Annotated in this window: 19 protein-coding genes; 5 read left to right on the forward strand and 14 right to left on the reverse strand. The window is 64.8% G+C overall.

From position 1 onward, the window contains the following. Window positions 1-20: 20 nt before the first annotated feature. The 3 genes from BLIN9172_RS14930 to BLIN9172_RS14940 are packed head-to-tail and all read left to right on the forward strand — an operon-like array spanning window position 21 to window position 3,191. Entirely contained in the window at window positions 21-1,079 is a 1,059-nt protein-coding gene (locus tag BLIN9172_RS14930) for an acyl-CoA dehydrogenase family protein (RefSeq protein ID WP_101555743.1), read from the forward strand. After that, window positions 1,051-2,481, forward strand: a complete 1,431-nt coding sequence (locus BLIN9172_RS14935; RefSeq protein WP_240812169.1) for a PIG-L family deacetylase — start codon at window positions 1,051-1,053, stop codon at window positions 2,479-2,481. Before BLIN9172_RS14930 ends, BLIN9172_RS14935 begins: the two co-directional genes overlap by 29 nt. After that, complete coding sequence (locus tag BLIN9172_RS14940; protein WP_101555744.1) at window positions 2,478-3,191, forward strand: glycosyltransferase family 2 protein; 714 nt, start codon at window positions 2,478-2,480, stop codon at window positions 3,189-3,191. The genes BLIN9172_RS14935 and BLIN9172_RS14940 overlap by 4 nt, the downstream gene beginning before the upstream one ends. Window positions 3,192-3,254: 63 nt before the next feature. Here BLIN9172_RS14940 and BLIN9172_RS14945 read toward each other — a convergent pair whose 3' ends face one another. The 4 genes from BLIN9172_RS14945 to BLIN9172_RS14960 are packed head-to-tail and all read right to left on the reverse strand — an operon-like array spanning window position 3,255 to window position 7,519. Further along, complete coding sequence (locus tag BLIN9172_RS14945; protein ID WP_101555745.1) at window positions 3,255-3,914, reverse strand: nucleotidyltransferase family protein; 660 nt, start codon at window positions 3,912-3,914, stop codon at window positions 3,255-3,257. Continuing rightward, a complete protein-coding gene (locus tag BLIN9172_RS14950) occupies window positions 3,911-5,983 on the reverse strand; it encodes a xanthine dehydrogenase family protein molybdopterin-binding subunit (protein ID WP_101555746.1) in 2,073 nt (690 codons plus the stop codon). Before BLIN9172_RS14950 ends, BLIN9172_RS14945 begins: the two co-directional genes overlap by 4 nt. Then, complete coding sequence (locus tag BLIN9172_RS14955; protein WP_101555747.1) at window positions 5,976-7,010, reverse strand: FAD binding domain-containing protein; 1,035 nt, start codon at window positions 7,008-7,010, stop codon at window positions 5,976-5,978. Before BLIN9172_RS14955 ends, BLIN9172_RS14950 begins: the two co-directional genes overlap by 8 nt. Then, window positions 7,007-7,519, reverse strand: a complete 513-nt coding sequence (locus tag BLIN9172_RS14960; RefSeq protein ID WP_101555748.1) for a (2Fe-2S)-binding protein — start codon at window positions 7,517-7,519, stop codon at window positions 7,007-7,009. The genes BLIN9172_RS14955 and BLIN9172_RS14960 overlap by 4 nt, the downstream gene beginning before the upstream one ends. A 183-nt stretch (window positions 7,520-7,702) precedes the next feature. Here BLIN9172_RS14960 and BLIN9172_RS14965 point away from each other — a divergent pair, with 183 nt between their 5' ends. Then, window positions 7,703-10,261, forward strand: coding sequence for an ATP-dependent DNA ligase (locus BLIN9172_RS14965; protein WP_101555749.1), 2,559 nt, complete (start codon window positions 7,703-7,705; stop codon window positions 10,259-10,261). A gap of 36 nt (window positions 10,262-10,297) precedes the next feature. Here BLIN9172_RS14965 and BLIN9172_RS14970 read toward each other — a convergent pair whose 3' ends face one another. From BLIN9172_RS14970 to BLIN9172_RS14980, 3 genes are all read right to left on the reverse strand, one after another. Then, window positions 10,298-11,395 carry a DUF418 domain-containing protein gene (locus tag BLIN9172_RS14970; protein WP_101555750.1) on the reverse strand — a complete coding sequence of 366 codons (1,098 nt, stop codon included), beginning with the start codon at window positions 11,393-11,395 and terminating at the stop codon, window positions 10,298-10,300. Between the two features lie 57 nt (window positions 11,396-11,452). After that, window positions 11,453-13,039 carry an FMN-binding glutamate synthase family protein gene (locus BLIN9172_RS14975; RefSeq protein ID WP_101555751.1) on the reverse strand — a complete coding sequence of 529 codons (1,587 nt, stop codon included), beginning with the start codon at window positions 13,037-13,039 and terminating at the stop codon, window positions 11,453-11,455. A gap of 98 nt (window positions 13,040-13,137) precedes the next feature. Beyond that, a complete protein-coding gene (locus BLIN9172_RS14980; protein WP_205751066.1) occupies window positions 13,138-14,574 on the reverse strand; it encodes an MFS transporter in 1,437 nt (478 codons plus the stop codon). A gap of 168 nt (window positions 14,575-14,742) precedes the next feature. Here BLIN9172_RS14980 and BLIN9172_RS14985 point away from each other — a divergent pair, with 168 nt between their 5' ends. Further along, window positions 14,743-15,165: an organic hydroperoxide resistance protein gene (locus BLIN9172_RS14985; protein WP_101555752.1), complete on the forward strand. Its 423-nt coding sequence runs from the start codon at window positions 14,743-14,745 to the stop codon at window positions 15,163-15,165. A gap of 15 nt (window positions 15,166-15,180) precedes the next feature. On the opposite strand, the gene BLIN9172_RS14990 is transcribed toward BLIN9172_RS14985, so the two are convergent. The 7 genes from BLIN9172_RS14990 to BLIN9172_RS18320 all read right to left on the reverse strand — a co-directional run. After that, complete coding sequence (locus BLIN9172_RS14990) at window positions 15,181-15,921, reverse strand: potassium channel family protein (RefSeq protein WP_101555753.1); 741 nt, start codon at window positions 15,919-15,921, stop codon at window positions 15,181-15,183. A gap of 64 nt (window positions 15,922-15,985) precedes the next feature. Further along, the gene (locus BLIN9172_RS14995; RefSeq protein WP_240812168.1) at window positions 15,986-17,281 is read right to left on the reverse strand and encodes a TrkH family potassium uptake protein; all 1,296 of its coding nucleotides are present in this window, start codon (window positions 17,279-17,281) and stop codon (window positions 15,986-15,988) included. 217 nt (window positions 17,282-17,498) lie between these two features. Beyond that, window positions 17,499-17,717: a hypothetical protein gene (locus BLIN9172_RS15000; protein WP_101555755.1), complete on the reverse strand. Its 219-nt coding sequence runs from the start codon at window positions 17,715-17,717 to the stop codon at window positions 17,499-17,501. Window positions 17,718-17,897: 180 nt separating this feature from the next. Next, complete coding sequence (locus BLIN9172_RS15005) at window positions 17,898-18,407, reverse strand: flavin reductase family protein (protein ID WP_101555756.1); 510 nt, start codon at window positions 18,405-18,407, stop codon at window positions 17,898-17,900. Beyond that, window positions 18,404-19,165 (reverse strand): pyrimidine reductase family protein, encoded by a 762-nt coding sequence (locus tag BLIN9172_RS15010; protein ID WP_101555757.1) that lies wholly within the window; start codon window positions 19,163-19,165, stop codon window positions 18,404-18,406. The genes BLIN9172_RS15005 and BLIN9172_RS15010 overlap by 4 nt, the downstream gene beginning before the upstream one ends. Window positions 19,166-19,256: 91 nt before the next feature. After that, a complete protein-coding gene (locus BLIN9172_RS15015) occupies window positions 19,257-20,105 on the reverse strand; it encodes a glycerophosphodiester phosphodiesterase (RefSeq protein ID WP_101555758.1) in 849 nt (282 codons plus the stop codon). Continuing rightward, window positions 20,102-20,295, reverse strand: a 194-nt coding sequence (locus tag BLIN9172_RS18320) for a hypothetical protein (RefSeq protein WP_219618597.1), incomplete at its 5' end; no start/stop codon positions are given. The genes BLIN9172_RS15015 and BLIN9172_RS18320, both read right to left, overlap by 4 nt.

Raw genomic sequence — 20,295 nt, forward strand, 5'->3', positions numbered from 1 at the left:
TTCTGCCCGAAGGACGTGAAATGGAAACCCTGTTCGACTCAACCTCGTCTCGGATCATCCCCACACCGTTCGAACCGTGGTGGGAAACTCCAGACTTCAGGGATGATCTCTCCGAGGTCGTTACGAGCAGTGCGTCCGCTGTCGACAAGATCACCGCCCTTGCCCGTCTTCTGCAGCTCACAGGGTGTTCACCTCAGATCGATCAATGGGAAAGGCTGCTTCAACTGGCTGCGATCGACATCGGCGTCGCTCGTATGCTCGAACCCCACGTCGACGCTCTGGGCATCCTTGCCGAGGCCGGACACGAAACACCTGACCCCGATTCGGCCTGGGGCGTGTACGCGGCTGACCTGCCCACACATCGCGTGAACGTGGTCGATGCCGGTGCAGAGAACCTCCTCACAGGCACGAAAGCGTGGTGCTCTTTGGCCGCGGAACTCACCGACGCGATCGTCATCGCCAGCGGCAGCGACGGGAACCGAGCCTACGCGGTGAATCTTCGTCACCCTCGTGTACGACCGCAGACAGGTGCTTGGCCGAGTCTCGGTCTCAGAGAAATCCCGAGCGGCTCAGTCGTCTTCGACCGAGCACCGGCGACGAGTGTCGGCCCCCCGAATTGGTACCTTGACCGCCCCTCTTTCGCTTGGGGTGGGATTCGCGTGGCAGCCTGCTGGTTCGGTGGAGCTTTAGGACTGGCCCGGCGTGCAGCCCAAACCCACCTGAACAGGGCTGGGCGCTCGCCGATGGGAGAGATGCAGCTCGGGCAGCTTGATGCTGAGATCTTCGCGGTCCGCACCATGTTGGCGCAAACTGCTGGTGCAGCGGATGGGGATGAGAAGTTCTCGCGAGAACACGCGTGGAGACTGGCTCTGAGAGTTCGCAACAACATATACCGCAGTGCCCAACGGATCCAGCTTCTGAGCCGGGAGCTGGCCGGTCCCGCGGTTCTGACGAGTGATGCGGCATTTGCCAAAGCTGACGCTGATCTCACCGTCTACCTCAGTCAGCATCACGGGCCTCGGGACGAAGCTGCTTTGGGCGAGAATATCTGTGCCGAGTCAGATGTCGATGAGGTTTAGCCACCAAGACCGCAGCACCAGAGAAGATGCCTGGGTGCAGGCGGGTGCCCTTGATCTTCCGGCGGTTCCAGAGAGCACAATCGTCACAGGCGGAACCATCATCGTCCTTGCCGCACACCCAGACGATGAAGCGCTGGGAGCCGCTGCGCTGCTCGCACGTGCCGATGAGTGGAGCTGCCAGCTGAAAGTCCTACTCTTCAGCGCAGGCGAGAAATCGCACCCTGAGTCGCCGACGTATACCGGCGATCAGCTCAAAAGCATCCGTCTGGAGGAGTTCGATCGTGCGCTGAGCACCTTCGACAAGGCGCACTCCAGTCGTTTTCTCGATCTGCCCGACGGTCAGCTGCCCGAATATTCAAGCCAGATCAGAGACGTGATCCGACAGGAGATCGCACGATCACATGGGCCGGTGACACTCGTTGCGCCTTACAGCCGGGATGGGCACTGTGACCACGAGGCGGTGGGCGCCGCGGCACTGGACATCGGGCGATCACATCATGCCGTAGTGCTCGAATATCCCATCTGGTTCTGGCACTGGGCTGCTCCCACAGACCCTCGGTGGCAGTCCTGGGCAGTCTTACCTGACCCTCAAGGTCTTGATCGAAATGCTCTGCTCGCGTGTTACCCGTCGCAGACAGAAGCGCTGTCGGATCAGCACGGGGACGAAGCGATCCTCACCAGCGCCCATTTGGAACACTTCATCCGGAGCCACGATACCTTCGTGATCACGGATTTCAGATCCGGTGAGGCATCGGCCGGCCATGCTCAGGAGGGAATAGGCAGACCGATCAATGATGCGTCCACTGCGTCGGCGGTGTTCGATGATGTGCACAGAGAACGGAGTGATCCGTGGACGGTGTGGGAGTCCGAATACGAAATCGCCAAACGTGAGACCGTTGTGTCCCACCTCCCGTCGACCTCGTTCTCCCACATTCTCGAAATCGGCTGCTCAGTCGGCGCTTTGACTCGAGCGCTTGCCGCTTACAGCGTCAGAGTGACCGCTGTCGATGCCAGCTGCGAGGCGCTGAAAACAGCGAAACGTCTGCAGCCGACCACTGCAGCCGAAATAGCCTTCCTGCACGCCACTGTCCCATACGAATGGCCCGAAGGGCATTTCGACTGCGTCGTCCTCTCAGAGACCGGCTTCTATCTGACACGTGCACAGCTGCAACGAACGTTGGAACGCATTGATGAATCAACCCCATCGCGCTTCGTCCTCGTTCTCTGTCATTGGAAGGGTGACATCGAAGATTGGCCTCTGACCGCCGATGAAGTCCATGACGCATGCCTGGACTACTGGCCCCGACTGCGGACCGATTTTCACTACGAGGCCGAGTATCGTCTCGATATCGTGACGGTGGACAAAACTGACGATTTCCTCCCTGCGGAAGCCGTTGAGTGATCACGCACTTGGGCATCGTCATCCCGGCTCACAATGAACAAGACGAGATCCTCGGCTGTCTCGACTCGGTGGCCCAAGCGTGTGCTCAGGTCCCTGACGGGTTCGCGCAATCCTCCACTCGAATCCTCGTCGTGGCCGACGCCTGTACCGATGAGACGGTGAGCCGCGTCGCAGACTTCGCCGAACAGCATCCACAAGTCACGATACTTGAGACGTCGTTCAAGAACGTGGGCAGTGCCCGGAATTTCGCCTGGAATCACTTCAAGCAGATGGCTGAAGCTGAGCGCGATGTCAACTTCGACCTGACATGGATTGCGTTCACCGATGCGGACAGCAGAGTTCCCACCCACTGGCTGACGACGCATCTTGCCGTGGCGGAAGCCGGAAGCGACTGCCTAGTCGGCACAGTGTCGCCTCGACCTGATACCGGGTCGGCAGCGCTGATCGCGAAATGGCACTCTCACCACACGTTACTTGAGGACCATCCCCACGTGTTCGGCGCGAACCTGGGCATTCGAGGCTCGTATCTCAACATCATCGGCGGCATGCCTCAGCTGCCACTCGGCGAAGATGCCGCAACTGTTGCTGCAGTGCTCGCCGCGGGGGGGGGAAACGTGAGACGCACCGATACCTGCCGGGTTCTCACCTCGGCTCGTCTGGAAGGACGCGTGCAGGGAGGCTTCAGCAGCTTTATGCAGAGCCTTCGATGAGACCCGACTCTGCTCACATCACTACAGGCCGCCTCCGGCCGAGTTGTTCCCGACAACCCAGAGCTAATCGCGAGAACTGACGACTGTCAGCCTGTGCAGGTCCTTGGGCACATCGACATCGGCCCCGTCGTCGAGGTCGGAGCAGTCGACGAGGTCGACGACAGCTCTGTGCGTCTCGAGCAGGTCGCGGGCACCGACGTCGCCGTGCGCGGCGGCCGCCGCCTGGCCCGTCCAGCTCTCGTCGAAGAGCACAGGGTGACCGCGGCGCAGCGACCCGTTCGCATCACAGTGGCCCGCAGCGGTGATCGCACGGGGACGGTGGGCGGCGATGAGACGAGCGACTTCCGCCGCACAGATTCCGGGACGGTCCACAGGTGTGACCATGACGTCGGGTCCGGGGCCGATCGCCTGCAGGCCGCGGCGCAGCGAGGAACCCATACCCGAAGACCAGTCAGGGTTGAACGCGACGGACACGCGGTCACACCCGGCCAGCAGGCTCGCGACCTGCTCGCTGCAGGCTCCGGTGACGACTGTGACGTCCCGGCAGCCACCGTCGAGCAGGGCGAGGACCATCGACTCCACCAGAGTGAGCCCATCCTCCCGCACCAGCAGTGCCTTCGGCCCTCGGCCGAGGCGTCGCCCCGCTCCGGCGGCGAGGATGAGTCCTCTCGGGGGACCGGGGACGGGTCGTTTGGGTGGAGCCGACCCGGTCTCGCCGCTCACGTCGGCAGGAACGCGTCGCCGAAGATCGGCAGATCGCGGACTCGGACTCCGGTGGCGTTGAAGGCGGCGTTCGCGATCGCGGCTGCGGCACCGACGATGCCGATCTCACCGACGCCGCGCGCGCCGAGGGGACCGGCCTGCGGGTCCTTCTCGTCGAGCCAATCTGCCGCGATGTCGGTGATGTCTGCGTTGACGGGCACGTGATACTCCGCGAGGTCGTGGTTGACTACGTGACCGAAGCGCGGGTCGAGCTCGCCCTTCTCGTGCAGAGCCATCCCGACGCCCATGGTCATGCCGCCGATGAACTGTGAGCGTGCGGTGGTCGGGTTGACGATCCGACCGGCGGAGAACATTCCGAACATGCGGTTGAGCCGGAACTCTCCGGTGGCGGGGTGGATGCGGACCTCGGCGAAATGGGCCCCGAAGGAGTGCAGGGCGAACTTCTCCGCCGCGGGATTGGCCTCGGCCTCACCGTGGGCCTCGGCGCCGAGGGCGGGGTCGGTGCCGTGTTCGGAGCGGAGCGCCTGCGCTGCGGCGACGATCGCGGTGCTCCAGCTGGCCAACCCTGTCGACCCTCCGGCCACGGTCGCATTCGGCAGCGCGGTGTCGCCGATGCGCAGCTCGACCTGATCGATGGGGACGCCGAGGCAGTCCGCGGCCGCCTGTGACAGGGCCGTCCATGTGCCGGTGCCCAGATCGGCGGCACCGATCGAGACCTCGAAGCCTTCGGGGGTGCAGCGGATCCGCGCGACGGAGCCGGGCTGCCGACCGGCCGGATAGGTCGACGAGGCCACGCCCATGCCGATGAGCCACCCGTTCTCCCGCCGGGCGCGCGGCTGCGGATTCCGCTTCTCCCAGCCGAAGCGGTCTGCTCCTTCTCGCAGACAGTCGACGAGGCGGCGCTGATTGAACGGCAGCCCGGTGTCCGGGTCGGTGGTCGGGTCATTGCGCACCCGCAGCTCGATGGGGTCGATCCCGGCGGCCACTGCGAGTTCGTCCATGGCGATTTCGAGTCCGACCATGCCTGAAGCCTCGCCGGGAGCACGCATCCAGGAGGGCACCGGCACGTCGAGCGGAACCACTCGCTGGGTGATGCGGCGGTTGTCGCCTGCGTACATCATGCGGCCCGGCTTCGTCGACTCCTCGGGGAACTCCTTGGTCTGCGAGGACATGGAGATCGCATCATAAGCGAAGGCCGTGAGCGTGCCGTCGGCTCGCGCGCCCAGACGGATGTGCTGCAGGGTCGGAGCTCGATAGCCGGTGATCGAGAACATCTGCTGCCGGGTCACGGCATATTTCACGGGTCGACCGGGCACCACCTGCGCCGCGAGGACAGCGAGCATCATGTCCGCGTGGGGGACGCCCTTGGAGCCGAAGCCGCCGCCGACGTGCGGGGAGATGATGCGGATCTTCTCCTGCTCCACCCCGAGGATCGGCGCCAATGTCGCGCGTGCGGGGTGGACGCCCTGTGTCGAGGTCCACAGGGTCAGTTCGTCTCCGTCCCAGAGGGCCACGGTGGTATGCGGTTCCATGGGATTGTTGTGCTCCATGGGGGTGCTGTAGCGCTCATCGATGGATACGGCCGCCTCAGCGAGGGCTGTGTCGACATCGCCTGTGCGCACATCCCCGCTGCCGGACTCCGGTTCCCGGGAAGCAGGGTGATCCTCGCGCAGCTCGACGTCGTGATCGTCCTGCACATAGGTGATCTCGATGAGGCTCGCCGCGTGGCGGGCCTGCTCGGGGGTGGTGGCGATGACGGCACCGAGGTACTGGCCTCGGAATCCGATCTCAGCAGAGCGCAGGATCGCGAGCTCACCGTCATCCGTGTTCGCCAGCTCGGGGGCGTTGTCGTGGGTGAGCACATGCACCACTCCCTCCGCAGCTTCGGCTGCGGAAGGGTCGATGTGCGCTGCCCGCCCACGGGCGATCTGCGCCTGCAGCGGGTAGAGGAAGAGCGGATCGTCGAAGGGGTGCTCGTAGGCGTAGGGGGCGAGGCCGCGGACCTTGGCGGGGCCGTCGAGGCGGACCTGATGGGTACCGACGGCTGTGGTGGTGAGCAGGTCACTCATGGGTGTCCTCCGTGGTCGATTCCGGCAGAGCTTCCGGGACTCCGGTGAGCTCGGCGAGCAGGGTGCAGACGGCGCCGCGAGTCATCTGGACCTTGAAGCGGTTGCCGTCGAGGGGTTCGGCCGCCTCGAGCTCGGCGTCGGCTGCTGCCAGGAACGTCTCGGCAGTCGGTTCCGCCCCCCGCAGCACCGCCTCGGCGGCGCGGGCACGCCAGGGTTTGTGGGCGACGCCGCCGAGGGCGATCGCGGCTTCACGGATGATCGGTGCCGGTCCCGAGGCGTCGACGTCGACTCGGGCCGCGACGGAGACGAGAGCGAAGGCGTAGGAGGCGCGGTCGCGGATCTTCCGGTACGTCGAGGCGCCGGGGCGCGGGGGAGGGAGCTCGAGGGCGGTGATGAGCTCGCCGTGTTCGAGGACTGTGTCCTGCTCGGGACGGTCGCCGGGCAGCCGGTGGAGCTCGGTGACTGGGATCCGGCGCTCACCGGTCGCACCGAGGACGACGACTGTGGCATCGAGTGCGGTCAGAGCGACGGCCATATCGGAGGGATGCGTGGCCACGCAGTCCGCTGAGGCACCGAGGATCGCGTGGTAGCGGGTGTAGCCGCCGATGGCCGAGCAGCCGGCACCGGGCTCGCGTTTGTTGCAGGGGGTCGAGGTGTCCTGGAAGTACACGCACCGGGTGCGCTGCAGCAGATTCCCGCCCATCGTGGCCGCGTTGCGCAGCTGACCGGAGGCGCCGGAGAGCAGGGCACGTGCGAGCATCGGGTAGTCGCGTCGGATGCGCGGGTCGGCGGCGGCGTCGCTGTTGCGCACCATCGCACCGATCCGCAGGCCCCCGTCGTCGAGTGCCTCGACCTCCGTGAGTTCGAGACGATTGATGTCGACGACGAGATCCGGTTCTGCGACGCCCAGTTTGAGATGATCGACGAGGTTCGTGCCCCCGGCCAGGAACACCGCATCGGGACGATCGGTGACAGTCGAGACGGCTCCGGCGGCATCGGCGGCGCGTTCGTAGCCGAAGGGATTCATCGTGACTCCTCTGCGGCTCGGCTCACGGCCGCGACGATGTTGACATAGGCTCCGCAGCGGCAGAGGTTGCCGCTCATTCGCTCGCGGATCTCCTCCTCGGACAGCTCCACCGGTCCCTCGAGGTCTTCGGTGACCACGCTCGGAGCGCCCTCGGCGGCCTCGGCCAGCATGCCTGCGGCCGAACAGACTTGGCCCGGGGTGCAGTACCCGCACTGGAACGCGTCGTGGGCGAGGAACGCCCGATGCAGAGTGGAGAGTTCACCCTCGGGGGCCAGACCGTCGGCGGTCGTGACGTCGGCGCCGTCGTGGGTGAGCGCGAGCGCCAGGCAGGAGTTGAGCCGACGACCGTCGACGAGGACGGTGCAGGCCCCGCATTGGCCGTGGTCGCAGCCCTTCTTCGCGGACATCACCCCCAACCGGTCCCGCAGCGCATCGAGAAGAGTGGTTCTGGAATCCACGACCAGAGTGTGCTCCTGGCCGTCGACGGTGAGGTGCAGCGAACGTCCCATGTGAGAGCCTCCAGACAGCATTGTCGACGTCCGTCAAACCTAACCCCGTTCGGACACCCCGACAAGGGGGTTCACCGGTGCCGGGGGCGTTCGGGCGGCCCCGCACCCCCTGTTGCGCATGATCGGCGCGAAGTACGGTGAAAGGACTATCCAGCACGAACGGTGCACGCGAGGAGGTGCTCAGTGGCAGGTCACGAGCAGAAGGTCACGGTCGAGGGCCATCGACTGACATTGAGCAATCTGGACAAGGTCCTCTACCCGGAGACCGGCACGACGAAGGGTGAGATCCTCGACTACTGCGCCAGGATCGCCCCGCACCTCATCCGCCATGCCCGGGACAGGATCGCCACCCGAAAACGTTGGGTCGACGGCGTCGGCACTCCCGATGACCCCGGGGATGTGTTCTTCGAGAAGAACCTCCCGGACTCCGCACCGTCGTGGATCCGAACACGAGCGATTCGGCACTCCACCGGCACCAAACGCTATCCCCTGGTCAACGATCTTGCGACCCTGACCTATCTCACGCAGATGGCCGCGCTCGAGGTCCATGTGCCCCAGTGGAGGGTGAGCGCGGGAGCGAAGGACCCCGGCACGATCGACTCGGAGACCCGATTCCCCGACCGGATGGTCTTCGACCTGGACCCGGGCCCCGGGCGCGGCCTCGCCGACTGCATCGAGGTGGCCCAGCTCGTGCGCGAACTGCTCGCGGGCATGGACCTGGAGGTCTACCCGGTGACCAGCGGATCGAAAGGCGTCCACCTGTACGCACCGCTGGACGGGTCGGTGAGCTCTCAGCACGTCTCCGATGTCGCCCATGAGCTCGCCCGCAGCCTGGAGGCCGACCACACGAACCTCATCGTCTCTGCGATGAAGAAGACGCTGCGGGAGAACAAGGTGCTCATCGATTGGTCGCAGAACTCGGCGTCGAAGACCACGGTGGCTCCGTATTCTCTGCGCGGACGCTTCACCCCGTTGGTCGCCGCACCGCGCAGGTGGGACGAATTCGACGACCCGGCCGCCGTCGAGCAGGTGCGTTTCGAGGAGGTCCTCGACCGGGTCGATGAGGTCGGGGACCTCCTCGAACCCCTCGCCGAGGCGGTCGGGGGAACCGCCTCGGCGCCGGAGCCCGGGGCCGATCCGGAGTCCGAATCCGACCCGAAGTCGGACGATGCCCCGAAAGCCGAGCGCGACCGACTGGAGGCCTACCGGTCCAAACGGGATCCGAAGCGTACGAGTGAACCCGTGCCAGCGAAACAGGGAACGAGCGGGGACGAGCTGACCTTCGTCATCCAGGAACACCATGCGAGGAGCCTCCACTGGGACTTCCGACTCGAACACGATGGGGTATTGGTGTCCTGGGCGTTGCCGAAGGGACCGCCGACCGACCCGGGCAAGAACCACCTGGCGGTCCAGACCGAGGATCACCCCCTCGAATACGGCAGTTTCGAAGGCACGATTCCGAAAGGGGAGTACGGGGCCGGCGACGTCGAGATCTGGGACGCAGGCACCATCGAGGTCGAGAAGTGGCAAGAAGGCAAGGAGATCATCGCGGTCCTCCACGGGCGCGAGGACGGCGGTCTCGGGGGAGTGCGGCGGTTCGCCCTGTTCAACACCGGTGACCACGGACCGAACAAGGAGCCCGAGAAGAACTGGATGATCCACCTCATGGAGGACGAGCCGAGGAAGCCATCGGCGGCAGCGGACGACTCATCGAAGAAGGGCACGCCGACCGGGCGTACCTCCAAGAAGCGAGCCGCGCAGAAGGAGGCTCTGCCGGCGGATCTGTCCCCGATGCTCGCGAGCATCGGCGACATCGGCTCCCTCCGGCGGGAGGCCGAGGATTGGGCCTTCGAGATGAAATGGGACGGCATCCGTGCGCTGGCGAGGGTGCAGCCCGGTGACGGGGAGCGCACCGGCAGCATCGAGCTGACCAGTCGCAACGGCCATGACATGACGAACACGTACCCGGAGCTTCACGAACTGGTCGAGTGTATCGATGTCGACTGCATCCTCGACGGTGAGATCGTCGCCCTCGGGCAGGGCAGCCGACCGGACTTCGGACGCCTCCAGCGCAGAATGGGGCTGAGCCGGGACAGCGATATCGAACAGGAGCGGCGACGCACCCCTGTCTACCTCATGCTCTTCGACGTCCTCCACGCGGACGGATCGTCGTTGCTGCGCACCCCCTATACGGAACGGCGGCAACGTCTGTTCGAACTCGTGACCGAGAGCGAGCACATCCATGTGCCCGAGGCCTTCGAGGGAAGCGTCGACGCCGCCTTCGAATCCAGCCGGAAGCTTCGACTCGAAGGAGTGCTGGCGAAGCGGACCGACAGCGTCTATCTGCCCGGAAAGCGCACCCGCACCTGGGCCAAGCTCAAGCACGCCTCGACCCGCGATGTCATCATCGTCGGCTGGCGGACCGGAGAAGGCGAACGCTCGGACAGCTTCGCCTCACTGCTGGTCGCCGCCCATGACGACGACGGGCTCCATTACCTCGGCCGTGTGGGCACTGGGTTCGACGAGGCGGCCTTGCGGAGTCTGCGTTCCAGTCTCGATCGCCGGTCACGGAAGACGCCGGCGCTCACGGTGCCGGCTGCTGAGTCGCGAGATGCCCACTGGGTGCGATCCGACCTCGTCGGGGAGGTCCGGTTCTCGGGCCTGACCGAGGCCGGGCGCCTGCGGCACCCGGTCTGGCGCGGTCTGCGCTCCGACATCGATTCAGAGGATGTGCGGGTCTGAGCCTCCTTTGGAAGGCGGACGGTCGCCTGAGACCGATCAGCTCTGCGAGGCGGATTCCGACCGAGTTTCGGCCGCGTATCGGAGCGGTGTGAGCTCCCAATAGGTGCCGCAGCGCCACAGCCATTCCAGGGGACCGTAGCGGAAAAAGCGCAGCCAGACTGTCGAGAATGCGCACTGGGCGATGATGATGACTGCCCAGACGAGGAGTCCGGCGGCCGCAGAGACATGTCCGTGAGCGGTCAGGAGCGGGATGACCAGCACGCAGACCACGGTCTGTCCCAGATAGTTCGAGAACGCCATCCGACCGTACAGGCGCAGAAAGCACAGGCTCTTCCGGCCGAGTCGGGTGCGCAGCAGAAGGATGAAACCGGTGATGTACATGAGACCGGGAACCAAAGCGGTGCGGAAGGCGATCTCGTGAGCCTCGGTCGATCCGGTTCCGGCAGCGGTGGTCCAGATCCAGATCGGCACCGAGCCGAGGAGGCTGAGGATGAAGAGTCCCGTGACCGGGATTCGAGTCGCTGCGGAGTACAGGCCGAGACCGGTCAGCCAGAACCCCAGCATCATGTGCCCCAGAGTCCGGACGTACGACAGGATGGGAAACAGCAGCGTCGGCGGGTCGAGATCGCCGAGGCTCGACGCCAGCTGCAGCACGTCGGGAACCGTCGCCGCCGCGACGCCGAGAATCACGAAGGCCCAGCGCGGCAGCCGAGTCAGCGGCAGAAGCAGGAGCGCGAGGACGCCGTAGGAGGCGAGCACATCGATGCCTCCGAGGGCTGAGTTGATGATGCCGGCTGCGATGAGGATGATCATCCGTCGGACGTAGACCCAAGTCGAACGATGCTTCGCGCGCAGTCTGCTCAGGAAGATGTGCACGCCGGTGCCGAAGAGGAAGGCAAAGACGAAATGGAATTTGCCCAGGGCGATGTCGTCGACGACCTGCCAGATCACCGCGTCAGTGCCGACGGGATCCTCTGTCTGCCCGGCTTGGGACAGGAAGTAGCCTAAGTTGATGAGCAGAATGCCGGCGATGGCGATGCCGCGGATGACATGGATCGAGACGATGCGGTCTTTCGGATTCGACGGCTGCGTTCGATCGGCGGCAGATTTCGCGTGCGGGGATTCGTGGATCACGCCGAGCCACGGTATCAGACAAGGTCCCTTGTCAGTGAAAATCGCCGAATCTCGTGTTCAGACCGAACGGAACGTTCTCGCATCGGCCCTCGCCCAGTCGCTGCTCCAGGACTCGGGCGGCTGCTCCAGCAGCTCTCCCGGCTCGAGCCAGTCGAAGAGCTCTGCGTACGAGAGGTGTTCGTTGCGGCCGAGGTTGCGGTGGAGCTGCTGTGGGGAGAGTTCGGAAGGATCGCTGACGCCCATGGATGCCATGATCTCCACGGCCTGCTGCACGGTCGCCTCCTGGTAGTTCCGCACCCGTTCGCTCTTGTCACCCACATGCAGAGCCCTCTGCCGTTTGGGGTCCTGGGTGGTGACGCCGACAGGGCACTTCCCGGTATGGCAGATCTGAGCTTGAATGCAGCCGACGGCCATCATCATGGCGCGGGCCGAGTTCGTATAGTCTGCCCCCTGGATGAGGCGTTTGACGATGTCGTTGCCCGCGGCGACCTTCCCGCTGGCGCCGACGCGGATCCGATCCCGCAAGCCCGTTCCGACCAGCGCGTTGTGGACGGTGAGCAGGCCGTCGGTGAGCGGTGCGCCCACGTGATCCTCGTACTCCAGGGGAGCGGCACCCGTGCCGCCCTCGGAACCGTCGACGATGATGAAGTCGGGTGCGGTTCCGACTTCGAGCATCGCCTTGCAGATCGCGAGCACATCCGTGCGGGATCCCACGCAGAGTTTGAATCCCGTGGGCTTGCCGCCCGAGAGTTCGCGCATCCGGGCGATGAACTCGATGAGTTCGACCGGGGTGCTGAAGACGCTGTGGGCGGCCGGGCTCACGCACTTCTCGCCTTGCGGGACGCCGCGGGTTCGGGCGATCTCAGCGTTGACCTTCGCCGCGGGCAGGACGCCTCCGATTCCGGGTTTCGCACCCTGGCTCAGTTTGAGTGAGACGCACTTGACCTGGTCGCGGGAGCTCTGGTCGGCGAACTGGGCGGGGTCGAAATCGCCGCTGTCGGTCCGGGCGCCGAAATAGCCCGAACCGATCTCCCAGACGAGGTCGCCGCCGTTCTCGAGGTGGTAGTCGGAGATCCCGCCCTCGCCGGTGTCATGGGCGAAGCCGCCGAGTTCGGCCCCGCGGTTGAGCGCCCTGACGGCGTTGGGTGACAGTGAGCCGAAGCTCATGGCCGAGACGTTGAGCAGCGCCATGCTGTAGGGCTTTGCACAGTCGGGCCCGCCCACCTGCACACGAGGTGTCTGGTCCGGAACTGCGACGGGAGCGGTGGAGTGGATGAGGAATTCATAGCCGACGGAGTTGACGTCCCGTTCGGTGCCGAAAGCGAGTTCTCCGTGGATTCCCTTCGCACGTTCGTAGACGAGGGAGCGGATGTCTCTATCGAAAGGGCGTCCGTCCCAGTTGCGTTCGATGAAGTACTGCTGGAGTTCGGGTCGGAGAGTCTCCAACAGGAATCGCAGATGACCGACGACCGGGTAGTTGCGCAGAATCGAGTGCTTGCGCTGCAGCAGGTCGTACGCGGCCACGCCGACGATGGCGAGCACCACCGCAACGAGGACCCACCATGCCCACGGTCCGACGGCGGCTGCCCAGGCGACCGCGATGAGCACGATGAGTGTCGACGTGATCAGCAGAAAACGTCCCATGAGTCCTTCTCAGACTGGAATCCGAGCCGAGGTCGAGCTGCCCCGCTCTCTCACTCCATCGTGGACCTCCGACCGGTGCTTGGGAAGCGGCAGCGGCGTCAGTGGGACGTCGGCTTGTCCTCGGAGTCATCGACGGTGCCGTTGCCGTTGAAGCCGATGAGGTCGTAGCCCATCTCGGCCAGCTCTTCGTCTTCGGAGCCGGGTGGAGTGGCACCGTCGATGGGCCGACCGGCTGTCTCGTTGAAAAAGTGGATGCCGATGAGCCCGATGACTCCGGCGGCGACGAGGTAGACGGCGGGGAAGAGTTCGAAACCGGTCTTCTGGATGACGAAGGTATTGACGGCCGCGGTGGTGCCTCCGAAGATCGCGGTGGAGATGTTGTAGCCGATGGCGAATCCGGAGAAGCGCACTTGTGTGGGGAAGATCGCCGGCAGGGTCGCCGAGACACACGATTGGAGCATCACCTGGAGCAGGGCGATGATGCCCAATCCGAGGATCTGCAGGCCGGCGCCCTCGGCCTGTATGAGCAGGAACGCGGGGACGGAGAGGATGATGAACCCGATCGCCGAGGTGTAGAGGACCGGTTTGCGCCCGATTGTGTCGGTCAGCCGACCCAGGGGAGTGATGACGACCATCATCGCCGCGAGCACGATGACGAGCGTGAAGTTGCTCTCGACCTCCGAATGGCCCAAGGTGCTGCTGAGGTAGGTGGGCATATAGGTGAGCACCATGTACTGGCCGATGTTGAGCAGGACCACGAAAGCCATGAGCATGGTGATCTGCTTCGAGTAACCGCGGAAGAGATCTCGGAAGGGCTTCTTCGTCGTCTGCTGTCGGCTCGTCGCCGCGGAGAACGCCTCGGGCTCATCGAGTTTCATCCGCAGCCACAGGGCGATGCCGCCGAGCGGGAGCGTGAGCAGGAACGGCAGCCGCCACCAGCCGGCATCCATTCCGTCGCTGCCGACGAGGACGAGCAGAACGGTGCAGACCAGGGCCGCCGAGGCGGTACCGGCCAGAGTGCCGAGTTCGAGGAACGACCCGCAGAAGCCCCGGCGCTTGTCCGGTGCCGACTCTGCCATGTAGACAGCAGCACCACCGTATTCTCCGCCCGTGGAGAAGCCCTGGACCATCCGGCATAGCAGCAGGAGGACGGGAGCGAACGCACCCAGGGTGGCATAGGTCGGCAGGATGCCGATCAGCGTCGTCGGGATGGTCATCATGATGATGGTGAGGACCATGATGTGCTGTCGCCCCACCTTGTCGCCGAGGGGACCGAGGACGAATCCGCCCAGAGGCCGGAAGACGAAAGACAGCGCGAGAGTGGCGAAGGTCAGCGCCACACCCCATTCGCCGGGGAAGAACGCATTGGCGATGTAGACGGAGACGTAAGAGTAGACACCGTAGTCGAACCATTCGACGGCATTTCCGAGGGCGGAGCCGCTGATGGCTCGTCTGAGGGTGCGTCTGTCTCCGGGCGGCATCGTCTTGATGTCGATGCCGTCGGGCGTGGGGATCTTCTCATCGGACTCGCTCACGGCGTCTGTCCTCCCGTCTGCGCTTGTCTCTGTTCCGTGATGTCTCCACGGCTTCTGGCCGGCAGGTTAGCACCGCGACCAGGGCTTCTGCGCACCCCCCTTACGGGAACGCAGCAACTGCGTTAGTCTCGGGAGACCTGTGACATCAGCAATAGTGAGGAGCAGACAATGAATACACCTGAAAGCATCGCGTACACCGCTCGCGCGGAGATCACCGGCGGCCGGGACGGACACGGCGCCACCGATGACAAGATGGTCGACGTCGACCTGCGCACACCGAAGGAACAGGGCGGACCGGGCGGCGGCACCAACCCCGAACAGCTCTTCGCCGTCGGCTACGGGGCCTGTTTTCAGGGAGCACTCGGGCTGGCGGGCAAGGAACAGGGCGTCGACACCTCGAAGTCCGTCGTCAACTCGCAGGTCGGGATCGGCAAGGAGGGTGAGAGCTTCGGCCTGTCGGTGAGACTCGAGGTCAGCATCCCCGATGTGGACCTCGAGACCGCGCAGAAGCTCGTCGACCGCACCCACGAGCTCTGCCCCTATTCGAAGGCCACTCGCGGCAACATCCCCGTCGAGGTCGTCGCGGTCTGAGACCGCTTGAGGACTTCAGCCCTCCTCGTCGTCCTCTTCGTCGAGGGTGCTGAAGTCCTCCACCTCGCGGGGAGATCCTGCGACGAGGATCTCGTCGTTGGCATAGAGAGTGACATCCTGATCAGCGATGTTCCAGGTGTCCTCACCGTCGCGTCTGAATGCGACGACACTGATCCCGTACTCGCGTCTGATGTCGAACGATGCCAGCGGCGAATCCGAGATGCGCACCGGCGGGGCGGTGCGAGCCAGCACGAAGTCTTCGCTGACTGACATGAAGTCGGACATGTGTCCGCGGATGAGATGCGCTGTCCGTCGCCCCATATCGTTCTCGGGACGGATCACATTGTCGATGCCCAACTGTCCGAGGATGTCCGCATGGGTCTGGCTGACGGCTTTGGCCCAGATATGCTGATTCCCGATCTTGAGGACCTTCGAAGCGACGAGGATGCCGGCTTCGAGGTCGTTGCCGATGGCGATCACCACTCGGCTGACCTCCTCGATGCCGACCTGGCGCAGCACGGTCTCATCCGTCGCATCGGTTCGGGAGACGAAGGCCAGTTTGTCAGAGTATTGGGCCACGACCGCCTCGTCGATGTCGATGCCGATGACGTCGACGCCGTAGGCGGCCAGTTCTGTGGCCAGTGATCCGCCGAAGCGGCCCAGCCCGATGACGGCGACCGCCCCGTCTCTGGCCAGGGGGTGGGGGTTGCCCAAGAAGAACGCCGCAGGTCGCGTGCGCCACTTTCTGCTCTTCATCTCAGGTCTCCTTTCCGAGAGTGCGTGGGGTCTGACTGGGAGGCAGCGATGCCGGTCACCCGGCTCAGCCGATGAGCGGCCGTTCGCCCGGAAGCTCGTAGCGGATGGCGCGGGCCCGCAGTGCCAGTCCGGAAGCGACGGTCACCGGGCCCAGTCGCCCCAGGATCATCACTGTGATGAGGACGGCTTGACTCGTTCCGGGCAGTCCGGCGGTGATGCCGGTCGACAGGCCGACGTTGCCGAAGCCGGAGATGACCTCGAAGAGGAGTCGGCCGAGTCCGGGCCGCGGGTCGTCGAGCATGAGGACGATGGTGGCTGTGGCGATGAGCGCGAGAGCCAGAACGATGACCGTCGCCGCCTGTCGGTACGCCGAACGTGCCACACGGAATCCGAAGAGGTTCGTGGCCGTACCTCCGGAGATCTCGGCCCAGGTCATCGCCAGCAGCACGAGAACGGTGGTGATCTTCACCCCGCCTGCGGTTCCCGCCGGGCCGCCGCCGACGAACATGAAAAGATCCATCATGAACCACGTGGCGGGATGCATCTGTGCGATGTCGACGGTGCTGAAGCCTGCGGTGCGCGTGGTCGTCGATTGGAATGCGGCCACCTGCAGTTTGTCCCACCCGTCGAATCGTCCCAGAGTGCCGGGATTGTTCCATTCGACTGCGGCGATGAACACCGTGCCGACAAGGAGCAGAACCGGAGTGGCGACGACCACCGCACGCGTCGTCATGCTCCACGCCAGCGGAGTCCGGTAGCGGCGGACGATCTCGATGAGCACCGGATAGCCGAGTCCGCCGAGGATGATCGCCGCGGCAACAGGTGTGCAGACGAAGGGATCGGTGGCGTAGCCGGCGAGACTGTCGGATCTGAGACCGAAGCCGGCGTTGTTGAAAGCCGAGACTGCATGGAAGACCGCGTCCCACGCCGCGTCTCCGGCTTCTTCGCCGTAGTGGGTGGAGAAGCGAAGGAACAGCATCGTGGCAACGGCAGCCTCGGTGGCGATGGTGAGACCGATGATCCGCAGAACCATGGGTCGGACGCCTCCGATATCGGAGCTTTTGGCCTCGGCAGCGGCCGATTCGCGGAGCCTGAGCCCGACCTTTCCCGCGACGAGCATGGCCAGAAGTGTCGTGAGCAGCAGGACGCCGAGGCCGCCGATCTGGATGAGACCGAGGATCACGGCCTGGCCGAAGAACGTGTAGTCGCTTCCGGTCGAGAGCACCTCCAGGCCCGTGACGCTGATCGCGGAGGTGGCGGTGAAGAGCGCAGACAGGACTGAGATGCCGCCGGGAGTGGACGTCGCTGCGGGCAGCATCAGCAGGCCTGTGCCGAGGAGCAGAGCCGCAAGGTAGGTCACTACTACACGGTCGATGGCGTTGCGATGAGGATGATGCGCGGTCGGCATGCTAACGCCCGCGAATGACCTCTGCCATTGTCGTCATAGCTTCAACAGTACCGATGTTCCTCCGGGCCACAAGGGGGTCTGTTCGGTACTCGTGCCTCGGGGCGTCTAAGGTCCTGTCGCAGGTCCGGACAGACCAGAGCCCCGGCGAACCGGGGCTCTGCCATTGTCGTCATTGAAGACGTTGGAGAAGCATCTCCTTGCCTTGTTGTCCGGCCGTGCGGTTGTTCTCCTGGATCTTCCTGAACCAGTCGGCGAGTTCCTCATCGCCCTGTTCCCGAGCATCCTGGATGTAGGTCTCGAGCTTCCACACATTGCTCAATGACGCTTCGATCGCCCAGATGAGGTTGTAGTTCTTGTCCTTGACCGGGCTGCTGATGTCGGTGGCCATCGTAATCATCTCCTTAGCGCTCTGCGGGGGCCTCTGTTCCCGCTGAGATGATCCACGCTACGGATGGAATCTCGGCCACGACAGGGGTTATCGACCACGCTGTCTCTTGTTACCGTGTGGAGGAAGTGTGCCTGACCGTCTGCTCCGTCATCGCTGACAGCAGATCGGCAGGCAGTCGGCTTACGGGCGGATCGCCCGTTCCTCGGCGCTATGCCCGGGGCTGAGGTCTCCCAGTTGTGAAGGGCGCAGCGACGCGAAGCCGCCCTCGGCCTCGGTTGCAAGCACACGGGCCGTGAGGCAGACGTGATCGCTCCCGTCGTCGAGCATCGCGATGCGTTCGACGATGAGACGGTTGGGCAGGTCCGCGAGCAGCGGCACCCCGTCCTCGGTGACGGTGAAGTCAAGACCGGCGAACTTGTCCGTCCCCATTCCGGAAAGTGATCCGAAGTGCCGTGCCGACTCGCGGTCGACGTCAGTGAGGAAGTGCACCGCGAAGCGCTCGGAACGCAGCGCCACCCGGTAGGTGTGGTTGGCCTTCGACAGCCAGAAGCAGTAGTGCTCCGGATCGATGCTCGCCTGGGAATGGAATCCGACCAGACAGCCGGCACGTTCGCCCTCCGCCGAGGTGGTGACGACGATGAGCGGGGAATCGACCGAACCCATGAGGTCGTCGAGCCCGGAGGTGTTCATGATCGTCCCTCCTCCGCCGGCTTCGCTTCGTATCGGAGGAAGAGAGTGTCATCGGCGACCATCGTCGACTTCAGCGAGAACTGTGCGATGCCGGCTCCCGGCGGCGCGACGCTCACGGGCAGCGCATCCCCGCCCATCATCGGTGAGATCGACAGGCACAGCTCGTCGAGGCGGTCTGCGGCGACGAGTTCCCCGAGCCACCTGGGTCCGCCTTCGCACAGGACGACCTGGTAGCCGAGACCGGCAAGGGCCTGCAGAGCGGCGGCTGGTTCGACCCGCTCCTCGCCGGCGATGATGACCGTGGCCGCCTGTTCGGCGGCCGCCAGCCGCTCCGAATCGGCCTTTGCGCACGTGATGACGATAGTGCGCGCGTGCTCCGGTGCTGCGGTGAAGACCTGTGACGACCAGTCGAGGTCGAGGCTGCGACTGACCACCGCCACCGGCGGCATCTCGGATTGACCGCAAGCCCGACGCTGCGCTCGGGCGGACTCGCTGAGCCGCATCGGAGCGTAGCCTTCGCTGCGAACCGTCTGCGCGCCGACCATGACGACATCGGCGATCTGTCGCATCCGTCGGAACAGGTCCTGATCGGGTTCTGTCGACAGAGCACCGACGCGTCCGTGAATGGCAGCGGTTCCGTCGAGACCGGCGACCATGTGACCGGTCACCCAGCATTCGTGCCGCGGCTGGGTGCGGTCGACCTCGAGATAGGGTGTCAGCGGGTCCGGGATCGGGGCACCGCGTTCGAGTGGCTCCATCTGTGCAGTCTACTGAACCTCGCCGGTACTCGCGGCGAGGATTTTCCGACCATCACCCGGACCCCGCTGACTGTTCACCGACGCGAGGAACTCAGTCCGTCCAGGCGTCGTCGGTGAAGTAGCCGTCGATGAACCCGGGCAGGCGGTGTCCGTCCTTCGCGGTCTCGAGTGTGTACGGGGCGACGTGGAAGCCGGCCTTGTCGAGTTCGCGCATCTTGTTCGTCGGCAGGTTCTTGCTCGGTCCCACCCATTCGATTCCGGCGTCCTTGATCTCGGCCGGTGATTCCTTCGGCATGGTCGACCCCATGAGATAGAGGGAGGTGTAGCCGCGGTCGGCGATCGTCTTCGCCGCTTCGAAGTCGAAGGACTGGACGACGAGGGAGTCCTTGAGTCCGCGTTCGTCGAATTCGTCGAGAACCCGGTCGACCTCCTCGGGGGTGGCCCCGGGCTTGATCTCGGGAACCAGGACGACCTCGCCGCCCATCTCGTCGAGGAGTTCGTCGAGGGTGACGGTGGCGGCTTCCTCTCCGCCGGCCGGGTGCTTGATCGTGGCCGAGTCCCATTCCTCACGGCTGAGGTCCCGGATGGGTCCGGTCGCGCCGTTGAGGGTGCGGTCTGCGGTGTCGTCGTGGATGAGGACGGGGGTGCCGTCTTCGAGGAACTGGATGTCCATTTCGGGGAGGAATCCGTCCTTCACCGAGGCGGTGAATCCTTCCATGGATTCTTCCGTATAGACGTCGGCGCCGCCTCGGTGGGAGATCGTGGTCGGGAATTCGATGTCGGCGACCTTGTCGGGTGCGGTGAAATTGCTGGGGGAGCCGAGCCCATGTGCAACTTCGCCGCTGCAACCGGCGCCGAAAGAGATCGAGGCAGCGAGGACGCTGGTGACGAGGATCTTGAACGGGCGGGAGCGCGGGAATGCCGGTTTCAGTGTCATCATGCCTGTGAGTCTACTGACCGAAGGTGATCCTGTTGCAAAGGCACCGTGACCGTCGTCGACAGGCTAGTGTCCTGCGCCGTAAATTCGTGTAAGAAGTTGTAGAATGGAGTATGCCTCGCACCGGTCGTCCGAAAGCTGAACTGATCCTCACCGATGAAGAACACCAGACGTTGACTCGCTGGTCCCGTCG

This window comes from Brevibacterium linens ATCC 9172 (assembly GCF_900169165.1).
GTDB lineage: Bacteria > Actinomycetota > Actinomycetes > Actinomycetales > Brevibacteriaceae > Brevibacterium > Brevibacterium linens.